Origin of the sequence: Cyclobacterium xiamenense (assembly GCF_900109255.1) — a bacterium.
Lineage (GTDB): Bacteria > Bacteroidota > Bacteroidia > Cytophagales > Cyclobacteriaceae > Cyclobacterium > Cyclobacterium xiamenense.
The window spans coordinates 75,896-97,471 of sequence record NZ_FNZH01000007.1; the positions used below are offsets into that span (position 1 = coordinate 75,896).

15 protein-coding genes are annotated in these 21,576 nt (G+C 48.1%); 8 read left to right on the forward strand and 7 right to left on the reverse strand.

What is annotated here, in order from left to right:
* Nucleotides 1–58: 58 nt before the first annotated feature.
* The 7 genes from BMW71_RS18545 to BMW71_RS18575 all read left to right on the forward strand — a co-directional run bounded on the left by BMW71_RS18545 (nucleotide 59) and on the right by BMW71_RS18575 (nucleotide 13,376).
* Nucleotides 59–2,281: a carbohydrate binding family 9 domain-containing protein gene (locus tag BMW71_RS18545; RefSeq protein WP_244891223.1), complete on the forward strand. Its 2,223-nt coding sequence runs from the start codon at nucleotides 59–61 to the stop codon at nucleotides 2,279–2,281.
* 42 nt (nucleotides 2,282–2,323) lie between these two features.
* A complete protein-coding gene (locus BMW71_RS18550) occupies nucleotides 2,324–4,408 on the forward strand; it encodes a tetratricopeptide repeat-containing sensor histidine kinase (protein WP_092177465.1) in 2,085 nt (694 codons plus the stop codon).
* 327 nt (nucleotides 4,409–4,735) lie between these two features.
* Nucleotides 4,736–6,127, forward strand: coding sequence for an arginine decarboxylase (locus BMW71_RS18555; protein WP_092177467.1), 1,392 nt, complete (start codon nucleotides 4,736–4,738; stop codon nucleotides 6,125–6,127).
* 115 nt (nucleotides 6,128–6,242) lie between these two features.
* Nucleotides 6,243–8,207, forward strand: coding sequence for a hypothetical protein (locus tag BMW71_RS18560; protein WP_143057682.1), 1,965 nt, complete (start codon nucleotides 6,243–6,245; stop codon nucleotides 8,205–8,207).
* Nucleotides 8,208–8,302: 95 nt separating this feature from the next.
* Entirely contained in the window at nucleotides 8,303–9,151 is an 849-nt protein-coding gene (locus tag BMW71_RS18565; protein WP_092177471.1) for a DUF2490 domain-containing protein, read from the forward strand.
* A gap of 249 nt (nucleotides 9,152–9,400) precedes the next feature.
* Entirely contained in the window at nucleotides 9,401–12,562 is a 3,162-nt protein-coding gene (locus BMW71_RS18570; protein WP_092177473.1) for an AsmA-like C-terminal region-containing protein, read from the forward strand.
* Nucleotides 12,563–12,719: 157 nt separating this feature from the next.
* Complete coding sequence (locus tag BMW71_RS18575) at nucleotides 12,720–13,376, forward strand: DUF2911 domain-containing protein (protein WP_092177475.1); 657 nt, start codon at nucleotides 12,720–12,722, stop codon at nucleotides 13,374–13,376.
* A 7-nt stretch (nucleotides 13,377–13,383) separates the two neighbouring features.
* Here the strand turns inward: BMW71_RS18575 and BMW71_RS18580 are convergent, their stop codons facing one another.
* From BMW71_RS18580 to BMW71_RS18605, 6 genes are all read right to left on the reverse strand, one after another.
* Nucleotides 13,384–13,920, reverse strand: coding sequence for a hypothetical protein (locus BMW71_RS18580; protein ID WP_092177477.1), 537 nt, complete (start codon nucleotides 13,918–13,920; stop codon nucleotides 13,384–13,386).
* Nucleotides 13,921–13,940: 20 nt separating this feature from the next.
* Entirely contained in the window at nucleotides 13,941–15,227 is a 1,287-nt protein-coding gene (locus BMW71_RS18585; protein ID WP_092177479.1) for a hypothetical protein, read from the reverse strand.
* Between the two features lie 19 nt (nucleotides 15,228–15,246).
* The gene (locus BMW71_RS18590) at nucleotides 15,247–15,825 is read right to left on the reverse strand and encodes a YceI family protein (protein ID WP_092177481.1); all 579 of its coding nucleotides are present in this window, start codon (nucleotides 15,823–15,825) and stop codon (nucleotides 15,247–15,249) included.
* A gap of 999 nt (nucleotides 15,826–16,824) precedes the next feature.
* Nucleotides 16,825–17,013, reverse strand: coding sequence for a hypothetical protein (locus BMW71_RS18595; RefSeq protein WP_092177483.1), 189 nt, complete (start codon nucleotides 17,011–17,013; stop codon nucleotides 16,825–16,827).
* Between the two features lie 34 nt (nucleotides 17,014–17,047).
* Nucleotides 17,048–17,311, reverse strand: a complete 264-nt coding sequence (locus BMW71_RS18600) for a hypothetical protein (RefSeq protein ID WP_092177486.1) — start codon at nucleotides 17,309–17,311, stop codon at nucleotides 17,048–17,050.
* Between the two features lie 502 nt (nucleotides 17,312–17,813).
* Complete coding sequence (locus BMW71_RS18605) at nucleotides 17,814–19,565, reverse strand: c-type cytochrome (protein WP_092177488.1); 1,752 nt, start codon at nucleotides 19,563–19,565, stop codon at nucleotides 17,814–17,816.
* A gap of 144 nt (nucleotides 19,566–19,709) precedes the next feature.
* Here BMW71_RS18605 and BMW71_RS18610 point away from each other — a divergent pair, with 144 nt between their 5' ends.
* Nucleotides 19,710–20,294 (forward strand): outer membrane beta-barrel protein, encoded by a 585-nt coding sequence (locus tag BMW71_RS18610; protein WP_143057683.1) that lies wholly within the window; start codon nucleotides 19,710–19,712, stop codon nucleotides 20,292–20,294.
* 60 nt (nucleotides 20,295–20,354) lie between these two features.
* Here BMW71_RS18610 and argJ read toward each other — a convergent pair whose 3' ends face one another.
* On the reverse strand, nucleotides 20,355–21,566 hold the full coding sequence (gene argJ, locus BMW71_RS18615) for a bifunctional glutamate N-acetyltransferase/amino-acid acetyltransferase ArgJ (RefSeq protein WP_092177492.1): 1,212 nt from the start codon (nucleotides 21,564–21,566) through the stop codon (nucleotides 20,355–20,357).
* Nucleotides 21,567–21,576: the final 10 nt, after the last annotated feature.

Here is a 21,576-nt window from a genome sequence, read left to right on the forward strand (position 1 = left end):
GCAGCTGCAATTCCGGCGTTGACCTTTCGTAAAAAAACAATGGATTGGGCGACACCGAATGATCAACTTTGCTACTCGTAAAACAACTTGCCCTATCGGACACATTTTAGCATACCTCGGATGTACCCTGCTTTTTTTCTCGCAGCTTTCTGCCCGACAATCGGGGGAAATAAACGCCTACCGCCTTTCCGGGGACGAGCAGGTCGTCCTTGACGGCAGGCTGGAAGAGGGCTTTTGGGGAAAAGTGGGGGCAGCCACTGCTTTTCGTCAACAGGAACCAATGGAAGGGCAGCTGGCCACCGAGCAAACCGCCGTGCAGGTGGCCTACGACGAAAAAAACCTGTACCTGGGCGTGCGGTTGTACGATAGCGAACCGGATCAAATCAAAGCCTTTCAGCGCAGAAGGGATGCCGACTTATCCACGGATGATTTGTTTGCCTTCATTCTGGACACCTACGATGATCAGCGATCCGCTTTTTATTTTGAAATCAACCCGGTGGGCCTGATGGGCGATGGGATCTTGCGAACCGGACAGGGAGCCCGCATCAACCGGGACTGGAACGGCATCTGGCGGGCATGGGTAAGCCAAGACGACAAGGGCTGGTCGGCTGAAATCCGTATTCCTTTTATGACCCTGAGTTTCGATCCCCGTAACGATGCATGGGGTATCAACTTTCTACGAACCGTCCGCCGAAAAAACGAAACCAGCCTCTGGATGGGCCACCAACGAAATCAAGGTATTGAGCGCCCGCAAAATGCCGGTAAACTAAGGGGCTTATCGGACATCAATCAGGGCATTGGCCTGGAAGCCATCCCCTACGCGATCGTCTCCCGAAACAGTAGCAAAGAACTGCCGGAGACTTCCCCAAGCCAACAGTTTTCCTACAATGCGGGCGGAGAACTCAATTACAACATCACCCCAAACTTGAAAGCCGGTATTACCGTCAATACCGATTTTGCCGAAACGGAGGTGGACAACCGGCAGGTGAATCTGACGCGTTTTCCACTGGTTTTCCCGGAGCGGAGGGATTTTTTCCTGCAGGGCGCCAACGTCTTTCAATTTGCCCCTTCGAGTAACCCCAATCCTTATTTCAGCAGAAGAATCGGTCTGGAAGGGGGCAGACCCATCCCCATCAAGCATGGGGCACGTGTAATCGGTCGTATCAAGCAGACGGATGTGGGCTTCATACAGGTCCGGACTGACGCAGCGGGCAGCTTGCCGGGAGAGAATTTTACCGTAGGTAGGGTGGTGCAAAATTTCTCCAACGAAAGTACCGTAGGGGTCATTTATACCCGGAGAAATACCGATGGGGACAGCTTACCCATGCGCGAAACCTTTGGAGCGGATCTAAACCTCAGCACTTCCCGTTTCCTGGGAAACAAAAACCTGCAATTTGAGTCCTTTTTTGTGGGGCATACGCCCAATAGCTACGACGAATCCGGGAGCTTACTGGACCGGTCCGTTCGCGGGTTGCGGGTGAATTTCCCGAATCAACCCTGGGATGCACATGTTTCCTATAGGGAATTCGGCGTGAATTACGCGCCCGCTGTTGGCTTTGTGCCGAGAAATGGTTTCCGGCGCCTGCAACCCACCTTCACTTTCAACCCGCTGATTGATCGGAGCGAAGGCATCCGGGAACTGAGCTGGCAGTACTATTTTGAATACCTGATGTTTATGGACTGGAGACCGGCCACGGTTAACCATAACCTTCGGTTTTTGGGCATCCGGCTGGAAAGCGGGGATATCTTTTACCTGAATGTGCACCAAAATTACGAAAACCTTGATTTCCTATTTGACGTATTGCGGGATGGTCGCTACCTGATACCGGAAGGGATCTACAAAAATCGGGGTTATTCCCTGGAGATTCAATCGGCTCCCTTTCGTAAAATCGGAGGCAATCTACGTTACAAAAATATGGGATTTTGGACAGGCCGGCAAGCCACTCTCGAGGCGGACCTGTTTCTGCGGCCTTTGGCAGGACTGAACCTTACCGGCAGTTACCTGTACAATCAGGTACGGTTGGAAGAAGGCGCGTTTACTACCCATCTTTTCCGACTCATTAGCAGTTACGACTTTTCGCCATGGGTATCCATTAATTTCAATATCCAATACGATACCATTACGGAAGGTTTGGGAACGAACAGCCGCTTTATATGGGTGATCGACCCAGGGAATACCCTGTTTGTGGTCCACAATCACAACTGGCAACGATTTGGCGATCGTTTCGACATGCGGGAAAATCAATCCACCGTAAAGTTGGCATATACTTTTAGATTCTGAAAATTAGGCTTTTTGGAGATTTTTAGATTATTTTTACAATCTATGAATAGCGTGACCCGGTTTTATTTTTGGAGTTCCAAGACCTATTTTCATTGTTTCCTTTATTTCCTCGGTTTTTATGGCCTGATCGGCTGCCAAAGCCAGGTAGAATCCTATCAACCCATTTCTGCGGAAACAACCGAAATACTGGACCGATCCAGTAACCTGCTCAACAGCGGTCAGTACCGAAGGTCCATGCAGTTTCTGGACAGTGCGTACCAGCAGATTGGGAACAAAACGCCACTGGATTGGTGGGAAAAATACAATTTTCTTAGCCGCATTTACCTGAAATACGACGTCGACCTCAACCAGTCACGCGTGTACCTGGACAGCATGTTTTGGGTACTGAAGGACCGCAGCCGACTCTACCAAAAGGAATATGCCCAAACCAAATTTTTGGAAGGAGACTGGTACAAAGCAGGGCGAGACTTCGAAAAAGCCTTTGCCAGCTATTTTGAAGGCCGGGAGTTTGCCCAGGCCAATCTAAGTGACTGCCTGATCAGCAACCTGACCTATCAATTGGGAATTTTTCGCTACGAGCAGCAGCAATATGCCGCGAGTATACCGTATTTCAAACAAGCAATCGAAGAAAATGAGGATTGTTGGGATGCCGACATGATGGACCAGAATCTCTATTTCCCGCAAATGTACCGGAATACCCTGGGTTTGGCCTACGAAAAAACAGGGGCGCTGGACAGTGCCGCTTATTTTTACCAAAAGGGTTTGACATTTCTGGAAACAATTGAGAAGCGATATCCTGGAGAAAAAAAATTCATCAGCCTGGCCCGGGGGGTTATTTTGGGAAACCTGGGAGGAGTACTAGCCAGCCTCGGAAAGACGCAGGACGCAGAGCGTTTTTTGAAGGAAAGCATTGCGATCAACAGCCAGCCGAATTTTGACGTGCTAGACGCATTGACTGCGAAAATAAAACTGGCCGAGCTTTTTATCAGCCAGAACCGCCTCCAGGAAGCGGAGCAACTACTTGTAGCCATGGATTCGGTGCTTTCCGGATCCGAATTGAAAAACCGCGCCTACGTGCAGGGACGTATCCACTGGTCCAAGGCGATGGGCACCTACTTTGAAAAACAGGGTGCGCTGGATAAAGCCTATCCCTTTCTGAAGACCCACTACCAACTTAGGGATTCATTAGATCTGGCGGACAATGCCTTAAAAACGGTAGACATGGAGGCATCCTTGCAAAACGCTGCTCAACAATACCAGCTTTCCTTAATTAACCGCGATAACCAGATAAAAACTATTTACCTGGTTGCGACCATTGGTTTCACCGTACTGTTGGTCATTTTTCTGGGCTTTATCTGGCAAGGGCTCAGTCGATCCAAAAACATCAACAAGGTCATCAGCCAACAAAACATTGAACTTCAGGAAACACTGGGCGCACTGGAACAAAGCCAGGCCGAAAACACCAAAATTATGTATATGGTCGCCCATGACCTGCGAAATCCCATCAGCAGCATGGTGATGATGGCCGATATACTGCTCTCAGACGAGCAGATATCCGGCGAAAACAGGGTGCTGCTGGGCCATATTAAAACCTCCTGTAACAACTCCCTGAATCTGGTTTCCGAAATGATGCAGTCCAATAAAAACGCGGCATCATTTTCCAAAGAAGCCGTTGACATCGATCGCTTACTAAATTATTGCGTAGAATTGCTGCAACACAAAGCCCACGAGAAAAACCAAAAATTGATTTTGGAAACCATCCCTGTGACCGCTTTCGTTAGCCGGGAAAAACTTTGGCGGGTTATCAGCAACCTTATTGCCAATGCGGTGAAATTTAGTCCAAAAGGAAAATCTATTCGGATAAGCATGAAGAAAACATCCGAAAAAGTGATCGTCTCCATCAAGGACGAGGGAATTGGCATACCGGAATCCATTAAAAACAAGGTCTTTGAATGGTACACCGACGGCAAACGTTCCGGGACCGATGGAGAAAAACCCTTTGGCATGGGCCTGGCCATTTCCAAACAAATCATTGCTGCCCACGGAGGGACTATTTGGTTTGAGAGCGAAGAAAACAAAGGCACCACGTTTTACATAGAGATTCCGATCAAAGCCCAAAAAAGCTGATTACTTGTTCCTCCCGCTAGCTGTGGCGATGCGTTAGCCATTTACCGACGCGTCGCTCCGCATTACTCGCTACGCATGAAACACCCAAAAAGCGGATCCCTGGCTTGCTACTTCGCTTAAAATCGACTACGAATGGACCGTATTGCTCCGTTTGAGGTTTCGCCCGGGCTCACCCGGACAAACAAGCCCCTCAAAGCCAGGGAAACAATCGCAGCCAGTCGCTGGAATACCTTATTCACTGTAGGATTTTATTAAGTTAAAATTGGTTTGAAATTTGAATAATTAATGCAAATTTTGATTCCGATTTAATTACGAAAAATGTTAGGTATGAATAAGTATATTGACCTCATCAAGCAAACGTTTGATTTTCCAACGAAAGAATTCACTGTCGCCAACAATCAATTGGCCTTCAACGGGGTAAACCTGATGGAAATCATCGAGGAATACGGTACCCCCTTGAAACTAACCTATTTACCTAAAATTTCCGAAAACATTCAAAATGCAAAAACTTTTTTCGGAAATGCCATGCAAACGCATGATTACAAAGGGAGCTACACCTACTGTTATTGCACAAAATCCTCCCATTTTAGTTTTGTCATGGATGAGGCACTAAAAAACGATGTGCACATAGAAACCAGTTCTACCTACGATATCCCCCTGGTAAAAAGTCTGTTTGCACAGGGTAAAATCAGCAAAGAAACCTACATCGTTTGCAACGGCTTTAAACGCGACCTTTATAAACAATATGTGACCGAACTCCTCAATGAGGGGTTTAGCAACTGCATACCGGTGCTGGATAACCTGACCGAAATCGACTATTACCTGGAGCACGTGAAGGTACCGTTTAAGGTGGGAATTCGTATAGCCGCGGACGAGGAACCAAAATTTGGTTTCTACACCTCACGTTTGGGGGTTCGCTACCACGATATCATCACCCTGTACGAAGAAAAAATCAAGAATAACCCAAATGTCAGCCTTAAAATGCTGCATTTTTTTATCAATTCCGGTATCCGGGACACCGCCTATTACTGGTCGGAATTGACCCGTTTTATCCAGAAATACGTGGAATTGAAGAAAGTAGCGCCCGAATTGGATACCATGGACGTGGGAGGAGGATGGCCGATCAAGACCAACGTATTTTTTGACTACGACTACCAATACATGGCCGATCAGATCATCAAAAATATCAAGTGGATGTGTGCCAAAAACAACACGGTTGAGCCCAATATCTTTACCGAATTTGGTAGCTATACGGTGGGGGAAAGTGGTGCAGTCCTGTATTCCATTCTGGATGAAAAGCTGCAAAACGACAAGGAGCTCTGGTACATGATCGACGGTTCGTTTATTACCCAGCTTCCCGACAGTTGGGGGCTCAATCAAAAGTACATCATGCTGGCTGTCAACAATTGGGACAAAGAGTACCACAACATTTCGCTGGGGGGACTTACCTGCGATAGCATGGATTACTACAACTCAGAGGCTCACCAGTTTAACATCTACCTTCCCAAATTGGAAAAGGGTGATCAACAGTACATCGGTTTTTTCCATACCGGGGCCTATCAGGAGTCCCTGGGTGGATACGGAGGTATACAGCACTGCCTCATTCCCGCACCCAAACACGTCATCATCGACCGGCAGAGTGATGGCAGCATTCGGCATTGGCTCTTTGCCCCAGAACAGGAGAGCAAAGACATGATGAAAATACTGGGATACAAGTAATGCATGAGGGCAATGGCCCTCATTTTTTTGTGGCAGGCAATTTGCTTATTGAAATTTGCGAACTATTTTTTCTTCTGCATGGACATAGTAGCATTGAAATTGATTGAAACAGCACATGAAGATAAAACAGATCCTTTTTTTACTTTTCGTTATGCAAGGAAGCCTGGGGTCGGCTCAGGTTCGCAGCGTGTTTGAAGGGGCATACACCTTCCAAGGCAAAGCGGGTACAGCTACTTTTGAATTTTTGCAAGACGAAGCGAAAAACACAGTTCTTGACGGTTTTTTCCGCTTTGACTACCTGAAAAAAGACAGCCTGGATCAAACAATTCTCTACAAATTTCAGGTAACCGGAGAATACGAGCAAAACGAACGTTCGGGTAATTGGCTATTTGACCAGGAAACTCACCGCGTTGATGTGCAGGACGTAGTCAATTTTGAGGTGGTTAGCAGCTTGCACAGCGATAAGATTTATGTAGAAGCCGTATACAAACAAGGCAAAAAAACGGGCACCTGGGCATTTAAACAAAACGAATTTGTAAACGGAGAATTGCGGCCAAAAGCGGAGGCAAACGGAATCACTTTTACTGAAGGAAAGATTACCGAAAACATTGATTACCGCGCATTTGAAGGAGACTACACCCAATTGATCCGGGGCGAGGTCAATGCTGAAGGCTACCTGGACGGGGAGTGGGCGCTGGTATACCTGAAAGAAGGAGCATTGATCTCCGAAGTTCGCAATTACGAAAAAGGCTTTCTTTTGGGAATCAAACAGCGTAACCTGGAAACGGGAGCCCGGGTAAACGAGGTGATCTTCCACAAAACCATCGAAAAACTACAAAAACTGGAGGAAGCGCCACAAAAAGCCTACAATATCGCCGACCGGGATTTTGGATTGGTTTACAACGACGGGTTCCAATCAAACAGCCTCCCGGTACAAATTCAAAATTCTGGAAATCGGTTTATTGACGATTTCATTTCCAAATTACTTCAGTACGACAACAGGCGGTCTGAACAGGCGCAAAACGCCCCCTACCCGATCCGAACCAAGCGATTTGAATACGCTTTGTACGACGATTTGGATGAATTACTTGCCGCTATCCGTAAAAAATACCAGGTGCTCAAAGACAGCACAGAAAAATATGCCGGAATGAATGCGCTGGCATTGAATAAGGAAAAAAGTGACTCGCTGGCATACACCCATGCCTTTTTCTCCAACCGCCTGGAAAAATTTAAGCAAATGGAAGAATTGATGGGTCTGATCCGAAGTGGAGATATCCGGTATTACGATTTAACGAATTTCACCACCAAAGGCGTCGGATTCCTGTCCCCGCTGGACCTGGTAAACTATTCCTATCAAGATCAGGACAAACGAAAAATAATCAACCGGGAAGTCGGTTATGCGAACCCCCAGAGCTTTTTGGAGCGGGTCGACAGCCACCTGGAGGAGGAACTGGCCCTCAGTACTGCTCTCGCCAGGTACGCCAGACGGCAACTCCAATCCATCGAAGTCAGCCAAAACCTGGTCGCGTTGGAAGAAGAGCTGACGGAAAAACGCTCCCTGGTGGAAACGCTTTACGAAAACCACGAATCGAGCGAAGCGCTGGAACAACAGTTTTTTGATAAATTTTCCGGGCATTTCCTGCACGGATTGCTACAGGAAAACCTCTCCGGCTATGCGACAGCGGATGATCCGGAAGAAAAAGTCACCCGCGGCAAGCAACTGCTGGATTTTTTGACCGAACTGGAACTCCGCTATCCGGAACTTGCTGCGATTTTTCCGAGAAACGAGGAAATTGATGCCTTATACAAAGAGGAAACCTTCGATCCATTTACGTATACCCGGTATCAGGCACGGGCAAAATCCAGGTTGTACGAAGCTGGTATGAACATCCTGCTGCCCTACTACCTGACCGAACTGACCAAGGAAAACGACTATGGTCAAATCAAAAACCATTTGGATGCAATCGAGCTCCTTCAGCAAAAACTAATCGACCTTAGGGATCGCTCCACAAAAGGACTGGAACGAAAACTGGGAAGGACCAAAAACATGGAGCGCGTTCGGTCCTTGCTGGATCTTTAGCAGGCAGCCCGGCCTATTCCGCCACCTCGCCTGTGCCAGTCCCAATAAACCCAATTCACATAAGGACCTAGTTTTTCCCGATCAAAAAAAATAAAATGAACCTACGCCGTACTAACTATCTTTATGCCATTACATGCGCGGTTTTCTTTTTCCTGCTAAGTAACCTCTCGTACGGGCAATTTATGGAGACCCAGGCGGATGGGACATCGCTACCCGAAAAGGAATACAATAGGCAGTCTGGATTATGGATCGGCATGTATACCAAGTATAAAATCGGGGAAAAACTCTTTTATTACGGGGAATACCACATGCGTAGACGGGATCAATTGGTGCAAAACATGGCCCAGATTTACCTTCGCTTTGGCTTATCTTACCTGGTAAACGAAAAATTCGAAGTAACCGGCGGCATCGTCACCCCCTTTTACTGGGCCCCGGAAGACCTGTATTCCAGCCAGGAACAAATCGATAAAGTGGTCAATCAATTTCGATTCTGGCAGCAGTTTTTATTCATACAAAGCATGGGTCGGGTCAAAATCTACCACCAAATCCGAACCGAACAGCGCTGGAAACGGGACTATCTGGTCGGATCTCCATTCAAATTGACCCATCGGATGCGCTATAAGATTACCACCTATATCCCGTTAAATAAGCCAAAATTGCAGGACAAAACGCTCTTCTTTTCTGGGTACAACGAAATCTTTATTCAAGCCGGAAAACCGGTTTTGTACAACTATTTCGAAGATAACCGACTTTTTCTGGGACTAGGATACGTGATCAATGAAAAATTCCAGCTCCAGGCAGGCTATATGAAAAGCATTCAGCAACGGGAGCGAGGCTTCGATTTAAATAACCGGGACATTATCCGATTTAGTGTGTACCATAACCTGGACTTTACCCGAGGAAAGAATCGACCAAAAATCCAGGAAATCAACCCGGTTTTGTAAGGGGCACCGCCCCATCAAGAAAAGAATCGAACCAGAAAAGCCAATCAACGGAGAAAACCAACCTGCCCACAGCAACTGCACCCAGGCAACGGTGGTCCGTACCCAAGGATGTGCGAATACTGTCGCCGGTAGCCGAGAAAAAACGCAGCCGCGACGGATCCGGGAGGGTAATTTTTTTGCGATAATTTCATCAACCGTATCTTTTTTTGGATTACATTGGTCTAACTTTTAAAACAACCTGTGTGGACCATGCGAAGAAAAAAACTGGTTGGAATAGCGGCGTTGGTTTTGACGCCTTTGGTCGTGCTTGCCGCAGGCGCTTACGGTTTGTATAAAAATCAGGAATTGCTCACCCAACGAGCAATTTCTTCCGTCAACGAACAATTCGCAGGCGAGCTCGCAGTGGGACAGGCCCATATTTCTCCATTTGCCAACTTCCCTTACCTTTCCGTGGATTTGCAAGGGGTGAAATTCTTTGAGACCAAGTCTAAGCAAACCCATCCCCTGTACGAAGCCGAGGATGTGTACATCGGATTCAGCGTGCTGGATATTTTGCTCGGGCACTTCCGGGTGAAACGCATTCAGATTCAATCGGGATACATAAACGTCGTCCGAGACGATCGGGGTGAGCTGAACCTGTTACGGGCAAAAAACATGCGCCCTTCCTCCGAAACCGAGGAGAAATCGGAGGCTTTTTCTATCGAGTTAAAGCAGCTAGTGCTAAAAGACTTTACCTTGTCCTATATCGATGAAATGAATTCCAAAACGATTCGCACACACATCGATTTACTGCGTTCCCAAATCAAATTGAACGAGCAGCAACTGTTATTGGGAGTGGAGGCAGATTTGATTGTAAATCTGCTGGACAACGAAGAACCCACCTTTTTTTCCAACAAGGACGTTCACCTGGATTGGCAAATCGACTACGACCTGGTCGATAATCAGCTGACGGTGCTGCCTTCACGCATGCAACTGGACGAGGGGCTGTTTAGCCTGGAGGGAACGGTCGATGTGGACGATGAACTGAATACGGATTTAAAACTTTATGGGGAAAAGCCAGATTTTACCATTTTTACGGCATTCGCTCCAAAAGAAGTCACGGACGCGCTGAGAAAATACCAGAACGAAGGACATATTTATTTTCTAGGAACCATTGTTGGCAAAGCGGCGGCTGGAAATTCGCCGGCCATAGCCGTAGAATTTGGCTGCGAAAATGCCTATTTCCTGAATACCAACCAAAACAAGCGCATTGACGAGCTAAACTTCTCCGGTTTTTATACCAACGGCAAGGAACGTAGCCTTAAAACTTCTGAAATCCGCCTGCAAAATTTTTACGCCAGGCCGGAAGAGGGTGTATTTGAGGGGAAATTGGTTATTCGGGATTTTGAAGACCCCTATATCAATGTGGAACTACATGCCGACCTGGACCTGGAGTTTATCGGAGCCTTTTTTGAAGTGGAAGGACTGGAAAAGCTGAAGGGGCAAGTGATCCTGGATATGGATCTGGACGAAATAATCGACAGCGAGGTCCCTAAACTCGGCATGGCTAAACTGAAAGACGGCATCGATAGCGAGCTGCGCATCGAAGACCTGTCCTTCCTCGTTCCCGGGCAGCTCCATCCGGTCAGCGAAGCCAATGGCCTCGCCACCATGCAGGATGGCAAAATCCAACTGAACCATTTATCGTTTACGATCGGCGATTCCGATTTTAACTTCTCCGGATCCATCAGTGACTTCCCTGCAATATTTCATGGACTGGACAAGGACGTTTCAATCCATGTGCGCAGCAATTCGGACCGCATCCATCTGGCCCAACTCCTACCTCTCGATTCCGCCGGAATACTAAATCCCAATGAACAACTAACCGAATTTCAGCTGAACCTGGCTTTGGAAGCCAACGCACACGAACTGACTAATTTCAACTACCTACCAAAGGCACGGGTAAAAGTGGAAGACTTTCACGCCAAACTCACCCATTACCCGCACGCCTTTCATGATTTTGATGTTTCCTTAACGCTAACGGACAGTTCCCTGCAAGTGGATACATTTTCCGGAGAAATTGATGGTAGCGATTTTCAGTTTTCCGGGAGCCTCTCCCCCTATACCAACTGGTTTGATCCAGTCAACAAAGGAAGCAGTCGTTTTGACTTTACCTTGCAGTCGGAGCTGTTGAAAATCAAGGACCTGCTGACCTATAACGGGGAAAACTACCTGCCCGAATCGTACCGGGACGAAGCGCTTTCGGAGTTTTACCTTTCGGGAAGTCTGGCGCTTCACTACGATACGGTCTTTCAATCCGCTGACCTACACCTTTCCCAAATGGATGGAAAACTATGGAGTCACCCAATAAAATTGGAGAATTTTGCGGGTTGGGTACACTACGAAAACGGCACTACCCTGGTAGAGAATTTTGGCGGTCAGTTGGGAGAAAGCGACTTTACGCTGAATATGAGCTACTTTTCCGGAGCCGACAGTACGGTAAAAGCCCGTCCAAATTTCTTTTCCTTGCAGGCAGAAGCCCTGGATTTGGATGCACTCCTAAACTATCATCCCGAAGACACGGCGAGAGTGGCCCACGATACGGCATTCAATGTATTCAACCTTCCCTTTTCCGAAATGGATTTTGCGGTGAATATCGGAAAATTAAACTACCACAGGTATTGGCTGGAAGAGGTGAAAGCAGCATTTCGCACCACCGAAGACCACTATTTATACGTGGATACCTTGTCGCTACGGACGGCCGAGGGGAGCTTGGGCATGAAGGGGTATTTCAACGGGTCGGACCCCAGCCACATCTACTTTCACAGTACCATGCGGGCAGATAAGCTTGACCTGGATAAGTTGATGGTGAAATTTGAAAATTTCGGGCAGGATTATTTAATCAACGAAAACCTGCATGGAAAAGTCAGTGGCACCATTACCAGCAAATTTCTGGTACACCCCGACTTAACCCCTATCATGGAGCAAAGTGAAGCCCATATGGAGCTAACCGTACAGGAAGGCAGCCTGGTAAATTTCACCCCATTCCAGGCCATGTCCGCTTATTTTAAAGACAAAAATTTGAATCTAGTGCGGTTTGATACGCTCGAAAACACCTTTGATTTGAAAAATGGGGTCCTGCACATTCCCAAAATGACCGTCAATTCCAGCTTGGGATTTATCGAATTATCGGGCATGCAAGGGCTGGACCTGAACATGGACTACTTTATCCGCATCCCCCTGGGTCTGGTCACTCAGGTAGGCATGCGTTCACTATTCGCCGGCAACAAACAAGAGGGCATTGACCCGGAGCAGGAAGACGAAATCATCTACCGGGATCCAAACAGGCGAACCCGGTTTATCAACATCAACGTAACAGGAACGCCGGAAGCATACGAATTCCGTTTGGGAAAGGACAAGAAAAACCGCTGATCGGATTACCTATACCGCTCGAACTGGAGTGGTAGACTCAGTGTATTATATTCCTGTTAACAAGCGATAAGTCCGCAAAAATCGTTGTGGGAATTGTGCATAAGTTGTAGTTTTGCTAGCAGGTATTTTCCCTACATCAAAACCTATTCGTTAAGCCATGAAACCAGTAGTTTTTTCCTTCCTTATCCTGGTTAGTATACTTGCCGTGTCCTGCCAATCCGGCGAAAAAGACCAAAATGGTGGCGGTACGTCTGACAATCTGGACAAATCAGACAGCCTATCCCAATTGGAAAGAGAACACCTGCTTTATATGGAGACGTATGCCGACAGTGTAAATAAGGGGTACCTTGCGGATACCTTCAAAGGAAGTGCGCGGCGGGAAGCGATTGGTACCATTGGCGATGTACAAATAACGGTCAACTATGGATCTCCTGGTGTTCGAGGCCGGGTAATCTGGAACGGGCTGGTCTCCTACGATCAGGTCTGGGTCACCGGTTCCCACTGGGCAACGGCCGTGCACTTTTCGGAGGAGGTTCGCATACAGCAGCAATCGATACCACCCGGCTGGTACGGTTTTTTCACCATTCCGGGACGGGAGAAATGGACCCTGATTCTAAATAAAACCTACGATCAGCACCTGGCCGAAGCGTACGACCCGGAAGAAGACTTGTTGCGTATTGAAACTAGCCCCATTGTTCTGGCCGATACCGTTCAGCGTCTCACCTATGCGATTGAACCAACGGGTGATGGGGCGGGCATTCTCAGCATGAGCTGGGACAAAATTCGACTGGAATTACCCATAGAAGACATTTAGGCAGGGTTCAGGAAGGTTCCAGGTACAGGTTGATTTCCAGGTCGATCTGCTCGTTTACCTGCACCAATCCGCCCAGTCGGCTGCTGGCATCCAGCCCGAGTTGATCCATGGAAAGCTGTAGGTTTCCCCGCAACCGGCCTTCTCGTTGACCGAACGAAACCTTTTCCAAACACAGATCAGTCCCGGCCATACGCACGCGAATCGTCCCAAAAATTTGCTGGCCAACTTTGCTAAGCCGATCGACTGATACCGCGCAGGTTGGATATTCTTCGGCTTTTAGGGTCTTTCTGAAATCGTGGTTGAGTAAAAAATTTCCGCATCCGAAATCCTTTACCGGAATTTCGAAATGCAGGGAGGAATTTACCGGAGACGGCCTATTAAAAACAAGCGTATCGCCCCCATCCTGGCTGTCGTAGCTGCACTCAAAACTTCCCACGGAGGTTTTACCCTTCACAATGATTTCCTTGTGATAAATAATCAGGGTGTCTTTTTCGACAAGCCCCGGTAGGGTGAGGCAGCAAGCCAGTAACAGAGCGATACGCATTGGGTAAAAATTGTCGGTTTCTAAAAGCCAATCACGCCTTCAATCATTAGGCCGTTGAACGAACCGCCGTTTCGAATGTCGGTTGGTGCAAAGTCCTGGTATTGTTGACTCACGTACTCCAATTTGGCCAGGATGTTTTTTGTAATAAACCACCCGGCTCCAATTTGCGCCCGGGAGATGCTGGGTTCCAAACCGTTGGGCATTTCGCCACCCGCCTGATTGTACCGACCTGCAAGGTAAAATTTATCCATGGAACCAAAGCGGTAGACGGCATCGACCCCGAGCTGGTTCCAGGTGCGGTCTTCGGTTTCATTCGCGGCTTTTCCTTTGGATTGCTCCAGGGTGCCAAAAAGCTCCAGCCCGCCGTAGGACACAAATGGGTTGAGTACCAGAGCGGTCACGTTATCCCGCATGCCCGGATTGAATCGCCCGGAGGTAAAATTTCCAGAGGTAGAGGCCAGTGTGTTTTCCATGACCAGGTAGTAGCGGGACCCAGCCCTGTCTCCGGACCACAGCGTATTGTTGACGGAACCCGAAGTCGTGTACATCGAACCGGTCAAGCGAAGGCGGAGCTCGTTATCCAGGGTTTTGTCGTAGCCTAGCTTTCCGATGAACGCCGGCTTCCGTCGGGAGGGGTTGGTTACGCCTCCTTGTATCTCCCCACCGGTCATCGAAGCGACTGCTAAAAAACCTTTGTCCTGATAAATTACCTCTGCTCCGATCTCCGTTGCAAAAGCGTCCATGATGTAATTTCCTACAAAGGGGTTATAAAATGCGTTTCCGTTGTCAGACCTGCGGAAGTGGGAATCTCCGTAGTTGATCTCCATGTGTCCTACCTTGATGGTCAGTTTCTCCATGATCTGATCAAATGTTTCACTCTTTAAAAAAGGGAGTTTATCGAACTGCAAGTAGCCTCCTTTTACCCAGGTTTCCGGGTGGTGTCGGGAAGACAGGTAGGTGATTAGATTCAAGCGCACCCCATCGGCCAGGGCCACGTCGATGTTTAGGTTAGCCGTTGCCAGGTTGAAACCCGACCCAATATCCATCAATTGATTGGTATTGATGCCGTTGTCATTTAGAAATGGGGTGGCAGCATTTTCGTGACTCAGGGATTGAAATTGCTGGGCAAATGCGCCTCCAATGCGCACCCGAACGCCGTCAAAAGCAACGGTGTCGGCCTTTCCGGTCTCAAACACATTGATGCCACGCTGATCATACGCTCTCCAAAATTGCATGTCTCGTTGCTGGGCCAGACTGCTAAACGAGCATAAAATAGCCCCTGCCAGGATTAAAATATTCTTTTTCATGATGGTAAAAGTTATTGGATTAATTTATTGGATTTAGTTTCATTTTTAGGTGAAGGGTCAGTTCGTCCCCGGTCTTGATGGTGCCAAAAACCGCCGTGGGTGGATCGACAGAAAAGTCGGTTAGCTTAATTTCCGCGGATCCGGACAAAGAAATTGACTCATCCTCCGGGGACAATTGCAATTGGAAGGGTACCGTGCGGGTCTCGCCTGCAATTTGAAGCGTGCCGGATGCTTTCCAATCGTTTCCCCCGTCCTGGTTGGCCTCCAATAGTTCAAAAGTTATTTCCGGATACTCGGAAGCATTGAGGGCTTCGTAGGCATTGTTGTCCATTTGCCTCTTTCCGCTTTTGAGGGACGTTACGTGCATTGAAATTTGGGCAGATTGAATGGTCGTGACTTTCCCTGCCGATACACGAAGCGTTGCTTCGCCCGTAGCTTCTTCCGAAACCATGTCCCAATCGTGCAGGGTGGAGGTACCTGAAACTTTCATTTCGGGATCGGGCCCGATCGCATAGGCTTGCTGAGAAAAAGACCGGTTACTGCCGATCGCGAAAACCGCAATTAAAAGCAATGCAGCTGTTTTTGTAAAATAATTCATGGTATTATTGGTTTAGGTCAAATGATAGCAAATACTGCTCTAACGGTGTGCTACCAGGCTGTTTTGATGGTTCAAAGGTAGAAGAAGGAAATAGGGAAAAACATGACAAAAATCACTACAAATCATGATGTATTTCTCTATAGGTAAAGTAGACTTTTAGTGAGAAATCGCCTAATTTCCCGCAAGTACACCCACGGGATTCCTGTTTGTAATGGCGCAAAAGCCATGCCCCAAGACCCCTTTGAAAAAATAGTAAAGGATTTGGCCCATTTAGTGAAAAAGCGGGGTGTTTCAATCCGATGCCTGTCGAAAACTATATCAACCTTTTGAGCTGGCCGTACCTGTTATGTAGTTTTGTCTTGTTCGAATAAAACGATTCGCCCCTTTGGACAACCACAACCATAGAGATAGTTTTTTCTTTTTCAGTTGAAAATTTATCTGCCTGTAGGCACGAAAAAGAAGAGGTATCCGGGTTTCCTTTTTGTAAACATTCTTTAAAAATAACGGAAAAAAAGAAAGCCCCTGATCCGGCGGGTATGGGCAAAAAGCAAGGGAGTGGGGCGGTTTGCGGGCAGGCGAGCATCCGCCTGCGGCGAACGGTACAACTGCCTGGAACACTTGATATTTTTAAACTATTCGTGGAAGGCTGCGGCGCCGGGCTGGCGTGGCTTTTTGCCGGATGACGATGACGAACGCCACTTTAGCTGTGAACGCTGTCCTTAATCTTGGCGATCTTTTGGGGTTTTATACTCATGGAGAAACAGCGTGGCTGATCAGTCGTGAATGTCCTTTCTGTGATCTAGTTTTATGACATCCACCACCCTATAATCACATACCCTGATACGCCAGTTTTCAGACCCTCCGCGAAGCTTTATGGCACCGGCCGGCCTTGGGTCCCCTGACAGGGCCAATATAGCTTCGATGAGTTTATTTATTGTTCACCTGCTTGGGCAACTTGGACAGTTCTTTCGCAGCCGACTTGCTAACGGTTATCTCATATTAATCCAGCCTGCCTTCCTCTTTCAAGGTCCTGATCACCTCGGCCAGCGGTATTTTTTCCTCGTCCCCCCTCTGCTCCGCTACTATGGTGTCATAAAAATCCTCCCACAGTTTCCCGTGTGTTTTCAGGTCTATCTGGCCAGCCACTTTCCTGTCCTTCTCATCGGTTACGTAATTTATCCCTTTCATCAAATTTATTTTTTTACATGCTAAAGTAAACGGGCTATTTGTGTATTTGATTTACCCCAGCGGATGGTGTTTCTTTACCGCCGCTTTCAGCCTGGGAAGGTCCGGTTAAACGCATGCTCATCAGCATTTCCTGATTTATCTGTTCTGTTTCCTGCTCGTTGTACCATGCTGCTTTTTGCTGATCTATTACACTTCGGGTAGCCAGTGACTGGCTTTGCTTTTCAAAAACCTGAACCGAGAAATTCTTTGAATAAAATTCATTATTGGCTGTTGTGGAATGGAAAGAACGCTTCTCCATATTTGATAAGAACGGCTTATCAGGGTATCACTCAGACACACAAACATTGGTGAACTGGCGTACCTTTCCAGGCCGCAGTCTGCTCCATAGCTGTCCAGTATGGCCAATAGCGCTGGTTTTTTGACAAAAAAATAAGCTATGAAATAAAATTTCATAGCTTAAGTCAATTAACAATAAACCCAAAATAACCAAGCTGTAACAGAAGGATTCGAACCTTCGCTGGTTTTTCCAGCTCCTGAACCTCTTTTGAGGTGCTACCGCCTCAGGTAATCCCTGATGACATTACAAAGGTAAAGAAAAAAATTATTTTACAAAAGGAATGGTTGATTTTATGAAAAATTTACTTTAACTAAAAAATATCTCGGAAAATTTATCTAAAAACCAAATTCTTCCGCTGGTATAGGTGAATTTACCGGCAAAAAAAAGGCTGATCCGGCTGATCCTTCAACAGAACCAGGAAAAACGCTACTTTCCAACAAATTTGCATCATACACTTGGTAGATTAATCAAATGAAACGTTCCATAGGGTTCCCCCTTTTTCTCTGCCGCCGTATTCAATGACGTACAGGGATTTTCCCAGCAAAACGGCATCTACCGGTTGGGTAAAGCCTTCGGCCACCCGGTAGGTTTTAAGCGAAAAATTCGTTCCGGCATCATCGGGTTCCAGATCCAATAGCAACAAATCTTTTCCATGTGGGGTAAAGGGCTGCATCAACACCGAACGCTGCCCATTGGTATAGCGCAGGACCAATGCCTTGCCTTTAAACCTACCGGGCAGTTGTTTCTCGGTATCAAAAACCAGACCCAGCGGAGAAGAATGCGGAGTAAAGGTCGTCATGCCAATCCCCATATCGGAGGCATCCCGAATCAATCCGGTTTCCCTATCCCTGAATTTATCGGCATCGGGTCCAAAATTCAGGAAGCCAGGCGTGAACCGCCTGCCAGCTGGCCGCTTGGGAAAATCGGGATCGTTGTAAAAATCATCGGGCCAGGCAGCGGCCCCCGGATTAAGGAAGGGGTCGGTCTCCGGATCGGGCAGCCAATCCGGAAACTGCTGCGGTGTTTCCATACCGCCCATCATCCAGGGATACCCGTAATGGTGTCCTTCCCGTACCCAAATCATGTCCTCGTTCTGGTCGTAATCGCCGGAGTTCACCACCGCAATCAGCCTGCCCTCCCCATCCAACGCCAGGTCGTAGGCATTGCGAATCCCCTCTGCAAAAAGGACGCCCATGGCTTGCAGGCTATCCCGGTCATTCGGTAAAAAAAGGTCCTTGCTGTGTAGCGGAATTCTGAAAATTTTTGCCGTCAGGGCTTCATCCCGGGCATTGGGGTAGGCACCCAGGTTATCCTGAACCTCTCCGTGGTCGGTACGGCTCCCGCTAACGACAAATAGGTGTTTTTCGTCAGCACTTACCTGCAATGCAGACCAGCCGTGATCGAAGGGCGTATTGGTGGTGCCATACGCTTCGGTCGTAAACACCACTTCCACCCTGGGCCTGCCTTCGGCATTCCAACTAACCCGCACCAGCCTGCCCTCGGTACCTTTGTTGTCGTTTACACGAACGTTTCCACTTAAATAAAGGGTGCCCTGCCAGTAGGTGGCTCCCTGTAGCCGTGGGATTCCGTGATCGGATACATCCAGCATTTTCTCTGGCACCTGCGATCGATCGGTAGACAATCGGTACACCTCTCCTGGCAAGGTAGCGTACCAGAGGTAGTCCCCATCCCGAGATGCCCAAATACGCACGGCACGGGGTGCCACCTTCGCCCAGCTACTGATGGAAATACCCGGAACAAGCGCCCGAGGCAAGGCGGCCGTATCGGCATGCGCGTCTGCATTTTTCAACGTCCGAATATGATGCACCAGTTGCCAGCGTTGGGTTTCCGTCAATACCTCCCGAAACGATGGCATGACGCCTCTTCCCTCGGTAAGCTTAAAAAACAGGGCGCCATCTGTCTGAGATTGGATGGGTTCGGACTGCAAATTGGCAGGCTGGCTCCCCATGGCCTGACCGGCTGCCCCGTCTCCCCCACCGGTGGCACCGTGACAGGTCTCGCAATACAATCGGTAAATCGCCTGTCCCTCCCTGAGGTGTTCCGCTGCTTCTGGTATCGGGTTGGCAATCGCTGCGGCACTTTCCGGAACGGTCCAGACTGCCTCGGAATCCTCCGTTTCTTTTGGGGAGCAGGAACCCAGGAAGGCGCCCACTAAAACAAACCATACGATACAGGTATTCGGGGTCTGATGCATACGTTTTCACGACAAAACCCCTTAATTTATACATTTTTTTGAAAATACCCTTTCCTGCCCAAACTGATTTTGGAGAAAATTTTCCGATAGGTCGCTACCAATTCCCCCGAAACAACGCCCACCGATTGCCTATTTTTTGCTATCTTGGGTTTCGGATTATTCTTTTCCTTACTCAATGCCGTAGACATGATCAAATCGCTCTTTTTTTGCTTCCTCTTTTTTCTGCTCGGATGGCAAAGCCTGGCCCAGGCGCAACAGAGCCAGGTAAATATCGGATTTGATGCAGGTATTAGCCTAAATGAATTCTATCAACAGCAATTCCCCGCGGGATTTGGCGCCTCTATCAAGGGTTTGCTTACTGCCGGATCGACTGGACAATGGTCGATAACGGGAAATTACCTGTATTTTCCCATTGACTCTTCCATTCCCTTGGCCAATGGAGAAAATCTCAGTTTGCACGTGGTCCCGGTACTTGCCGGTTACCGCCTGAATTTTAAGCCGTTTTTTTTGGAACCACAGCTTGGCGGGGCATTGTTTGTCAACCGGTTTAAGAATTCGCCCGATACCTACTCCGAAAGGCAGGTGGAGTTTGCTTTTGCTGTGGAGATGGGCTATCGGTTGCAACAAGTGGAGTTCAGCCTTCGGTACCAACACGCCGGCCCCTCTCCCTTTCACCTGGGTCTCCTGGGTATTCGGGCGGCCTATGTGCTTGCCCTTGGTGGCTACTAAAAAAGCAGCCGAAGATCGAAAGGGATCTTCGGCTGCTTGCATGCTGCTGCACTACTTCTTTTATGTCGTGTAAACCGAGTTAAACATCACGTAATCGGTGGTGAGGTCCGATCCCCAGCCCGTCGCTTCCTGTTTACCGGTATTGAGTTCCAGGTGAATCTTGATATGCGATTCCCGAAGCAACTTTTTCATGTAATTCTTGTCGAATTCGGTAGGCGTTCCGCGCTTCAATACCAATACCTGATTGGTTGCATCGCCCAGGTACAAGTTGGCTTTTTTATAATTAAAGCTGATTCCTGCATTTCCACAGGCAGCAATAATTCGGCCCCAGTTAGGATCCCGGCCAAACATGGCGGTTTTTACCAGCGTGGAATCCGATATCGCTCGTACCATCTTCATGGCAACGTTTTCGGAGATAGCCTTAGATACCTTGTATTCCACAAACTTGGAGGCCCCCTCTCCGTCCGATACGATTAATTTGGCCAGGTGGATGAGTAGTTCTTGTAATTTCTCTTTAAACAGCGGGTAAAGCGGGTCGCTTTCACTGGTAATTTTGGTGTTTCCGGCCATTCCGTTGGCGAGAATCGCCACCATGTCGTTCGTAGAAGTATCTCCATCCACAGTGATCAAGTTAAAAGAGCGGTCGACGCAGTATTTAAGGGTGGATTGGAGCAGGTTCTCATCGATGGCGATATCCGAGGCCAAAAAGCACAACATGGTCGCCATGTTTGGATGAATCATCCCCGATCCTTTGGCCACGCCGCCGATGGAGATGGTTTTGCCCTCCCATTCAAAATCCACAAACCCCTCCTTGGCGAAGGTGTCGGTTGTCAAAATGGCATTGGCCAGAAAGGAACCGGCTTTGGCATCGTTGGACAACTTCGGTACCGTCGTTTTGATTCCTTCGAGGACTTCTTCGGTGGGAAAAGGCTCTCCAATCAGCCCCGTAGAGGCGACGATCACATCTTCCGGCGAAATTGACAGGGATTCGGCGATGGTCGCTGCCATGGCTTCAGCCCCCTTTCTTCCTTGTTCACCGGTACAGGCATTGGCATTTCCGGCATTACACACGATTACCTGTGCCCGATTATTTTTCAGATTTCTCCGGGTGACTTTAATGGGCTCGGCCTGCACCCTGTTTTGTGTGAGCGTTGCCGCGGCGGCTGCAGGCACTTCCGAAAAAATTATGGCCAGGTCACGTCGCATGGATTTGATGCCGGAATGGGCACCCCAGCATTTGATTCCTTTTACACTGGTAATATTTTTAATCATGGTTTTGTTT

What these genes read in the sequence shown, in the direction of transcription:
- BMW71_RS18565 (WP_092177471.1), top strand. Translation starts at nt 8,303, where the DNA reads ATGAACCTACGCCGTACTAACTATCTTTATGCCATTACATGCGCGGTT.
- BMW71_RS18580 (WP_092177477.1), bottom strand. Translation starts at nt 13,920, where the DNA reads ATGCGTATCGCTCTGTTACTGGCTTGCTGCCTCACCCTACCGGGGCTT.
- BMW71_RS18570 (WP_092177473.1), top strand. Translation starts at nt 9,401, where the DNA reads ATGCGAAGAAAAAAACTGGTTGGAATAGCGGCGTTGGTTTTGACGCCT.
- BMW71_RS18550 (WP_092177465.1), top strand. Translation starts at nt 2,324, where the DNA reads ATGAATAGCGTGACCCGGTTTTATTTTTGGAGTTCCAAGACCTATTTT.
- BMW71_RS18560 (WP_143057682.1), top strand. Translation starts at nt 6,243, where the DNA reads ATGAAGATAAAACAGATCCTTTTTTTACTTTTCGTTATGCAAGGAAGC.
- BMW71_RS18555 (WP_092177467.1), top strand. Translation starts at nt 4,736, where the DNA reads ATGAATAAGTATATTGACCTCATCAAGCAAACGTTTGATTTTCCAACG.
- BMW71_RS18585 (WP_092177479.1), bottom strand. Translation starts at nt 15,227, where the DNA reads ATGAAAAAGAATATTTTAATCCTGGCAGGGGCTATTTTATGCTCGTTT.
- BMW71_RS18600 (WP_092177486.1), bottom strand. Translation starts at nt 17,311, where the DNA reads ATGGAGAAGCGTTCTTTCCATTCCACAACAGCCAATAATGAATTTTAT.
- BMW71_RS18575 (WP_092177475.1), top strand. Translation starts at nt 12,720, where the DNA reads ATGAAACCAGTAGTTTTTTCCTTCCTTATCCTGGTTAGTATACTTGCC.
- BMW71_RS18605 (WP_092177488.1), bottom strand. Translation starts at nt 19,565, where the DNA reads ATGCATCAGACCCCGAATACCTGTATCGTATGGTTTGTTTTAGTGGGC.
- BMW71_RS18545 (WP_244891223.1), top strand. Translation starts at nt 59, where the DNA reads ATGATCAACTTTGCTACTCGTAAAACAACTTGCCCTATCGGACACATT.
- BMW71_RS18590 (WP_092177481.1), bottom strand. Translation starts at nt 15,825, where the DNA reads ATGAATTATTTTACAAAAACAGCTGCATTGCTTTTAATTGCGGTTTTC.
- BMW71_RS18595 (WP_092177483.1), bottom strand. Translation starts at nt 17,013, where the DNA reads ATGAAAGGGATAAATTACGTAACCGATGAGAAGGACAGGAAAGTGGCT.
- argJ (WP_092177492.1), bottom strand. Translation starts at nt 21,566, where the DNA reads ATGATTAAAAATATTACCAGTGTAAAAGGAATCAAATGCTGGGGTGCC.